Here is a 7,268-nt window from a genome sequence, read left to right as displayed (position 1 = left end):
TCCCGGCTGCGGTGCCCGGTCCCGCGGGCACCGCAGCCGGGACCAGCGCGTCACGCACGAGCTCCGCGAGGTGCCGGGTACGGACCGGTGGCCCCGCCCTCCGCGCCCGGCCGCTCAGGTGCAGCAGACAGCCCGGGTCCGCCGAGACCAGCCAGTCGGCGCCGCTCGCCGCCGCCGTGCCGAGCTTGGTGTCGGCCATCGCCACCGACACGTCGGGGAACTTCGCCGCGAAAGTACCGCCGAAGCCGCAGCAAGTGTCACAGCCGGTCATTTCCCTGACCTCCAACTCCTCGATCCGGGCGAGCAGTTCACGCGGTGCGCGACGCTCGCCGAGCGTGCGGGCCATATGACAGGAGTCGTGGTACGTGACCGAGCCGCGCAGCCGGAGCCGCAGCCCGGCGCCGTACGCCACGACGAACTGGCTGAACTCATAGGTGCGTTGGATGAGCGCGCGCTGCTCCGGAGTGGGCTCGCGAAGCCGGCCGAGATGGTGGTGGAGGAAGGCGGCGCAGGAGCCGGCGGGGGTGACCACCGCGTCGTACGGGGCAAAAATCCGCAGCCAGCGGTCGAGCAGAGCGCCGGCCTCCGTTGGATACCCGGAGTTCAGCGCGGGCTGGCCGCAGCACGTCTGGCCGCGCGGCAGCTCGACCGTGATGCCCATCGCCTCCAGTACCTCCACCGCGGCCCGCGCGGGTCCGCCCGCCGCCAGGTCGCCCATGCACGAGGTGAACAGCGCGACCCGCGCAGGGCGAGGCCGGGCGCTCGTGTCCGCTTCCGTCATACGACTCCTCCAGTTCATTACTGGTCGAGCTCAGGCCATCACCGATTCCACCCGCCGGGCCGTGTCCCGTACCGCGTCCGCCAGCGCCAGCACCTCGTCGCGACTGATCACGAAGGTCACCGTGGACACGCTGACCGCGCCGACCGTGCGGCCGTCGGGGGTGTGGACGGGCGCCGCGAGGCAGCGCACGTTGGGTTCGTTCTCCTCGTCGTCCAGGGCGTAGCCGCACTCGCGGACGGCGGCGAGGTCGGCGGTGAGCGCGTCGAGGGTGGTGCGGGTGTGCTCCGTACGCCGCTCCAGGCCGGTGCGGTCCACCAGCTCGGCCAGGTCCTGCGCGTCGAGTCCGGCGAGGATGCACTTGCCGATGGCGGTGGAGTGCAGGGGCTGCTGCATGCCGACGCGGGACAGCATCGCGAACGGCTGCACGCCCTCGACCTTGTGGGTGTAGACGACGCGGTCGCCGCTGCGCAGGCCCATGTGCAGGGTCTGGCCGATCTGCGACTGCAGCTCGACGAGGACTGCCTCGACGGTGGTGTGTCGGCGGCCCTGGCTCACCGCCGCGCCGATGCCGCTGGCGGTCGGGCCGATGCCGTACCGCCCGCCCGGGTACGCCACCGCCCAGCCCTCGGCGACCAGGGTGCCCAGCAGCCGGTGGGCCGTGGGCTTGGACACGGCGGCGTCCGCCGCCAGTTCGGCCAGCCGGAGGGGGCCCGGCGCGTGGCAGAGCACCTCGATGAGCCGCAGCACCTTGCGGGGGCCCGCGCCGTCGTTCGGCTTACCGGAAGGCGGCCTTGCAGAACTCGTTGACACCTCTCCGAGGCTAGGGCTAGCTTCCCCGGTTATTCCAGCCCCCTGAACGACGTTTCGTCAGGCGGAACGTCCGTACGTACGCATGCATCATCCGTGCCGACGTCAGGAGAACCCGTGACGACTCAGGCGGAGATTCGCCGGCTGTCCGACCAGGCCGCACAGCACGTCCTCAGCAAACAGGGCACCGACGCGGGGCGCCGCACCGGCTGGCTGATGATCTCGACGATCCTGATCGAGGCATGGGATCTGTACGCGATCTCCTTCCTGCTGCTGTTCGTCAAGAACGACCTGAACCCCAGCGCCGCGATGCTCGGACTCGCCTCCGGCGCCGTGCAGTTGGGCGCGCTCATCGGGGCGCTGGGCGGCGGCTGGGTGGCCGACCGGATCGGCCGGCGCAAGGTCTTCATCATCACGATGGCGCTGTTCGTGGTGCTCGCGCTGAGCCAGTCCTTCGTGACCAGCATGTGGCAGCTGGTGCTGGTCCGGTTCCTGCTCGGCATCCCGCTGGGCAGCGACATCTCCACGGGCTACGCGTACATCATGGAGACCATGCCCAAGGGCAAGCGGGAGGTGATGGGCAACCGCTGGCAGGGCATGTTCGGGCTCGGCGAGATCGCCGCCATCGCGGTCATCACGGTGATGTACCTCAGTGGCATGGACCACGGCCTGCTGTGGCGGATCGGCCTCGGCCTCGGCGCGCTGCCCGCGCTCGCGCTGCTCATCGGCCGGCTGGACGTGCCGGACACCGCGCTCTGGCTGGTGCAGCGCGGCAAGTTCCGGCAGGCCAAGGTGGTCGCGAAGAAGATGTTCAACGACGACCTGGACATGCTGCCGGACGAGGACTTCGTCATCGCGCGGCCGCGCACCCGTGACTTCCTCGCCGGCATCTGGCAGGACCCGATCCGCCGCAAGGCCAGTATCTTCGCCTGGATCTCCAACGCCATGCAGGGCGCCGAATTCGCCGCCTTCGCCTTCTACCTGCCGGTGATCCTCGTCCTCACCGGGGTCTCCGGCATCGGCGCCACCAACTTCGTCACCGGCGCGATCTACATCATCGCCACCATCAGCGGCTTCGTGGCGCCGATGGTGACACCGAAGCTGGGCCACCGCGGCGTGGCCCGCTGGGGCTTCGGCATGGCCTTCGTCTCACTCCTTCTGGCCGCGCTCTTCCTGCAGTTGGAGTGGCACGTGCTGGTGCCGCTGGCCGCCGCGGGCCTGATGTGGGGCCACTACTGGGACGCCTCGAACGGCATGACCATCGCCTCGATGGTCGCGCCCAGCCGGTACAAGGCCACCGCCTCCGGCTTCGGCTACATCTTCGTCAAGCTCGCCGCGTTCGTGACCATCTTCTTCTTCCCGATCCTCTTCACCGAGCTGGGCGTGCCGCTGGCGACCGTGATCGTCTCGCTGCTGTCCCTGACCGGGTACCTCGCGGCCACGTACATCCTCCCCGAGGTCTACGGCTATGTGGAGCAGGAGGAGGGTGCGGGGACCGGGCAGGACGAGGGCCGGGAGCGGCCGGAACGCAGCGCCACCGCCTGACGGCGACGGGAGTGTGTACGAGGGGTGAACGTCTGCCACTTCGTGCCGTTGCGCCCGTATTTGCGCTGGTCAGTGCCGTGGGGCCGAGTGGGTAGCACGGCGCGGCGCATGAAATCGTGGGCACAGGGACGGTCCTGGTCACCGTCACCCCCCTCTCCCACGACCCCGCCCAGGGGTCCTGTTGACATGCACCGCGAAGAAAGGTGATGGCATGCCCATCGCACTGCTCCGGAGGAAGCGGGCCGGCCGTGGTCCGCGCGGAGCCGGCCTCCTGCACCCAGTCCCCCCGGGTGCGGGTGCCTTCAACTGTGAGGTGCTCGACCCGCTCGGAGAGCCGCTGCCCAGGGCCGAGGTCACCATCACCTCGGCACACGGCGGGCAGGTGGTGTCGAAGCTGACGACCGACCCGTACGGTCTGTTCTTCGTGACGCTGCCCGTCGGCCGGTACAGCGTCCTGATCTCCTCCGACGGCCTGCAGCCGAACCGCCAGACCATCGACGTGCGGGAGGGCGAGACCCTGCCGCTCTCGTCGATCCGGCTGGAGTCCTCCGCCCCCTTGGAGCTGCCCCAGCCCGGCACGTGGCTCTTCGACCCGCCGCACACCGCGATCCGGTTCGTCGCCAAGCACGTCGGCATGGCCAATGTGCACGGCCGGTTCACCCGCTTCCAGGGCGGCATCCGGGTCGCCCCGGACATGGCCGACTCGCGCATCGAGGTGCGCATCGAGGCGGCGAGCATCAACACCGGTAACAACACGCGCGACGGGCACCTGCGCTCGGCGGACTTCCTGGACGTCGAGAACTACCCGTACCTGCACTTCGCCTCCACCCGCTTCATCCACAAGGGCGGCCAGAAGTGGACCGTGCAGGGCGTCCTGGAGATGCACGGCGTCAGCCGTACCGTCAGCCTGGACACCAGCTACCTCGGCGCCGTCAACGGCGGCTACGGCGAGGAGCTGCGCTGCGCCGCCCGTGCCACGGCCGAGCTGCACCGCGAGGACTACACGCTGAACTGGCGCAACATGCTCGCCCGCGGCATCGCCATCGTCGGCCCCACCGTCCAGCTGGAGTTCGACATGCAGGCCATGTACCGCTGCGAGGACACCCCGACCCCGCCGGAGTAGGCGGACGGGACATCCGTGCTGAAGGCCGCCTCCCGGCTGCGGGGGCGGCCTTTCGCGTACGGCGCCACGGCCCGGCCGCGCGCCGTGTGCAGAGTTGCCCGCACACCCTTGCGGCCGGGGCCCCTGCTCGGAGATCGTTCCGCCATGAGGCAGAACGCGTACCCGACGGCCGAGCGCGATGCCGGGGGACCGGCACCCGCGGCCGCCCGCATCGGCGGGCCCGGCACGGTCCTCAGCGAGACGCAGGTGACGGAGTTCATCGCCGGGCAGCTCGCCGGCGCGGAACTCGACGGCCGCAGCGTCTGCGTCGTCGTGCCCGACGGCACCCGCAGCTGTCCGCTGCCGCTGCTGCTCTCCGCCGTGCACGGCGCGCTCGCCGGACGGGTGAGCAGGCTGACCGTACTGATCGCGCTCGGCACCCACGCCGCGATGGAGGAGCCGCGGCTGGCCCGGCACCTGGGCTACCCGGAGGGCGGACTCGCGGCCCACTACCCGGGCATGACCGTACGGAACCACGAGTGGTGGGACCCGGACACCTTCGTCTCGCTCGGCACGATCTCCGCAGACCGGGTCGGCGAGCTGTCCGGCGGGCTGCTCCACCAGGCCGTCGACGTCCGCCTGAACCGCGCCGTCGTCGACCACGACGTCACCCTCGTGCTCGGCCCGGTCTTCCCGCACGAGGTGGTCGGCTTCTCCGGCGGCAACAAGTACTTCTTCCCCGGCGTCGCGGGCGCGGAGATCATCGACCTCTCGCACTGGCTCGGCGCCCTCATCACCAGCGCCGACATCATCGGCACCCGCGGCATCACCCCCGTACGCGCCCTCATCGACGAGGCCGCGGCCCTTATCCCCGGCCGCCGCCTCGCCCTCTGCGTCGTCGCGCAGTCCGGCACCGCGGGCGGGCTGCACTCCGTCGCGTACGGCACCCCGGAGGCCGCCTGGGCCGCGGCCGCCGAGGTCTCCGCCGAGACCCACGTCCGCTACCTCGACGCGCCCGTGAAGCGCGTGCTGTCGGTCATGCCCGAGAAGTACGAGGACATCTGGACCGCCGCCAAGGGCTTCTACAAGCTGGAGCCGGTCGTCGCGGACGGCGGCGAGGTCGTCCTCTACGCGCCGCACATCACGCAGCTCTCCGCCATGCACCCCGAGATCGCCGACATCGGCTACCACTGCCGCGACTACTTCACCGAGCAGTGGGACCGCTTCCGGCACCTGCACTGGGGCGTACTGGCCCACTCCACGCACCTGCGCGGCGCGGGCACGTACGACGCGGCGACGGGCGAGGAACGGTGCCGCCTCACGGTCACCCTCGCCACCGGCATCCCCGAGGACGTCGTACGCGCCGCCAACCTGAACCACCTCGACCCGGCCGAGGTCGACCCCGACGCCTTCGCCGCCGACCCGGAAACCCTGGTCGTGCCGCACGCGGGCGAGATCCTCCACCGGCTGCGCACCCACTGAGGAGCCGCACATGACACCCCCGCACATGCCGGTGCTGACCGGCCGGGACGCCGCCGTCGCCGACGAGGTGGCCGCACTGCTGCACGGCGCCGCGCCGCTGGGCGTCGCCTTCTCCGGCGGCGTGGACTCCTCGCTGCTGCTGGCGCTGGCCGTACGGGCGCTCGGCGCCGAGCAGGTCGTCGCGGTACTCGGCGTCTCGCCCAGCCTCGCCGCCGACGAACGCGCCGGGGCCCACGAGGTGGCCGCCTTCATCGGCGCCCGGGTCGTCGAAGTCGCCACGTACGAAGGGGAGTCGGCGGCCTACCGCGCCAATGGGCCGGACCGCTGCTTCCACTGCAAGGACGAGCTGTTCACCAGAATCTCGGACGAGGTCGCCGCTGAACACGGGCTCGCGGCGGTCGCGTACGGGGAGAACGCGGACGACGCCCGCCGCCCGGACCGGCCCGGCAGCCGCGCCGCCACCGAGCACCGGGTGCTGCGGCCGCTCGCCGACGCCGGACTGGACAAGGCAGCCGTCCGCCGCCTCGCCCGCGCCCTCGGACTGCCCAGCGCCGACAAACCCGCCGCGCCCTGCCTGGCCTCCCGCATCCCGCACTTCGAAGAGGTCTCGCCCGCCAAGCTCCGCCAGATCGAACAGGCCGAGAAGGCGCTGCGGGGGCTGGGATTCGGCGACTGCCGGGTGCGGCACCACGGGGACGTGGCGCGCGTCGAGCTGCCGGTCGAGGACATCGCGCGGGCCGCCTCCGGGGAACTGCGCGAGGCGGTACTGAACGTGGTGCGCGCGGCCGGCTTCCGTATGGTCGCGGTCGACCTGGCGGGCATCCAGTCGGGCGCCTTCACCCTGCCGCTGGTGAGCGCGACGGGGGGCGGCCGCCGTGGCTGAGCCGGACCTCGCGGGCCTCGCCGAGCTGGACCACGACCGGGCCGGGCGGCGCGGCTACCCGGAGGCCGTTTACTGCGAGGGGAAGACGCCGGACCAGGTCGCCGCCATCGCTGCCGCCGTCCGGGAGAAGGGCCCCGGACCGGCCACCCTCTTCACCCGCGCGGGTGACGGCCACGCCGAGGCCGTGCTCGCCGAACTCCCCGACGCCCGCCACGACACGGAGGCCCGGCTGCTCGCCTGGCCGCCCGTCCCGCCGCCCCCGGCCGGCGGCAAGGTGGCCGTGGTCTGCGCGGGTACCTCCGACCTCCCCGTGGCCCGGGAAGCCCTGCTCACCGCCTCCTACCTCGGCCGGGAGAGCGAACTCGTGGTGGACGTGGGCGTCGCCGGGCTGCACCGCGTCCTCGGCAAGCTCGACCTGCTGCGCGCCGCGCGGGCCGTCGTGGTCGTCGCCGGCATGGACGGCGCCCTCCCCAGCGTCGTGGCCGGCCTGATCGCCACGCCGGTCGTCGCCGTCCCGACCTCCGTCGGCTACGGCGCCGCCTTCGGCGGCCTCGCCCCGCTGCTGGCCATGCTGAACGCCTGCGCTCCGGGCGTCGCGGTGGTCAACATCGACAACGGCTACGGGGCGGGCCACTTGGCGGCCCAGATCGCGGCACCCTGCTGAGCAC

At 72.0% G+C, this 7,268-nt stretch carries 7 protein-coding genes; 5 read left to right on the top strand and 2 right to left on the bottom strand.

Features of this window, described 5'->3' with window-relative positions:
- The coding region (locus CCS38_RS20630) for a (Fe-S)-binding protein (protein ID WP_223734785.1) at positions 1-781 on the bottom strand (781 nt) is incomplete at its 3' end.
- A 30-nt stretch (positions 782-811) separates the two neighbouring features.
- Positions 812-1,591, bottom strand: a complete 780-nt coding sequence (locus tag CCS38_RS20625; RefSeq protein WP_223734784.1) for an IclR family transcriptional regulator — start codon at positions 1,589-1,591, stop codon at positions 812-814.
- Positions 1,592-1,705: 114 nt separating this feature from the next.
- On the opposite strand from CCS38_RS20625, the gene CCS38_RS20620 reads away from it, so the two are divergent.
- From CCS38_RS20620 to larB, 5 genes are all read left to right on the top strand, one after another.
- Entirely contained in the window at positions 1,706-3,133 is a 1,428-nt protein-coding gene (locus CCS38_RS20620; protein ID WP_223734783.1) for an MFS transporter, read from the top strand.
- Positions 3,134-3,344: 211 nt separating this feature from the next.
- Complete coding sequence (locus CCS38_RS20615) at positions 3,345-4,256, top strand: YceI family protein (protein ID WP_223734782.1); 912 nt, start codon at positions 3,345-3,347, stop codon at positions 4,254-4,256.
- Between the two features lie 144 nt (positions 4,257-4,400).
- On the top strand, positions 4,401-5,717 hold the full coding sequence (locus CCS38_RS20610; RefSeq protein ID WP_223734781.1) for a lactate racemase domain-containing protein: 1,317 nt from the start codon (positions 4,401-4,403) through the stop codon (positions 5,715-5,717).
- A 10-nt stretch (positions 5,718-5,727) separates the two neighbouring features.
- Positions 5,728-6,600, top strand: a complete 873-nt coding sequence (gene larE / locus CCS38_RS20605) for an ATP-dependent sacrificial sulfur transferase LarE (protein ID WP_223734780.1) — start codon at positions 5,728-5,730, stop codon at positions 6,598-6,600.
- A complete protein-coding gene (larB, locus tag CCS38_RS20600; protein WP_223734779.1) occupies positions 6,593-7,264 on the top strand; it encodes a nickel pincer cofactor biosynthesis protein LarB in 672 nt (223 codons plus the stop codon). The genes larE and larB overlap by 8 nt, the downstream gene beginning before the upstream one ends.
- Positions 7,265-7,268 lie beyond the last annotated feature (4 nt).

This window comes from Streptomyces purpurogeneiscleroticus, assembly GCF_020024005.1.
GTDB lineage: Bacteria > Actinomycetota > Actinomycetes > Streptomycetales > Streptomycetaceae > Streptomyces > Streptomyces purpurogeneiscleroticus.
The sequence above is the reverse complement of the archived record's forward strand: the minus strand, read 5'-3'. Positions and strand labels throughout refer to the sequence as shown.

What these genes read in the sequence shown, in the direction of transcription:
- CCS38_RS20615 (WP_223734782.1), top strand. Translation starts at nt 3,345, where the DNA reads ATGCCCATCGCACTGCTCCGGAGGAAGCGGGCCGGCCGTGGTCCGCGC.
- larE (WP_223734780.1), top strand. Translation starts at nt 5,728, where the DNA reads ATGACACCCCCGCACATGCCGGTGCTGACCGGCCGGGACGCCGCCGTC.
- CCS38_RS20610 (WP_223734781.1), top strand. Translation starts at nt 4,401, where the DNA reads ATGAGGCAGAACGCGTACCCGACGGCCGAGCGCGATGCCGGGGGACCG.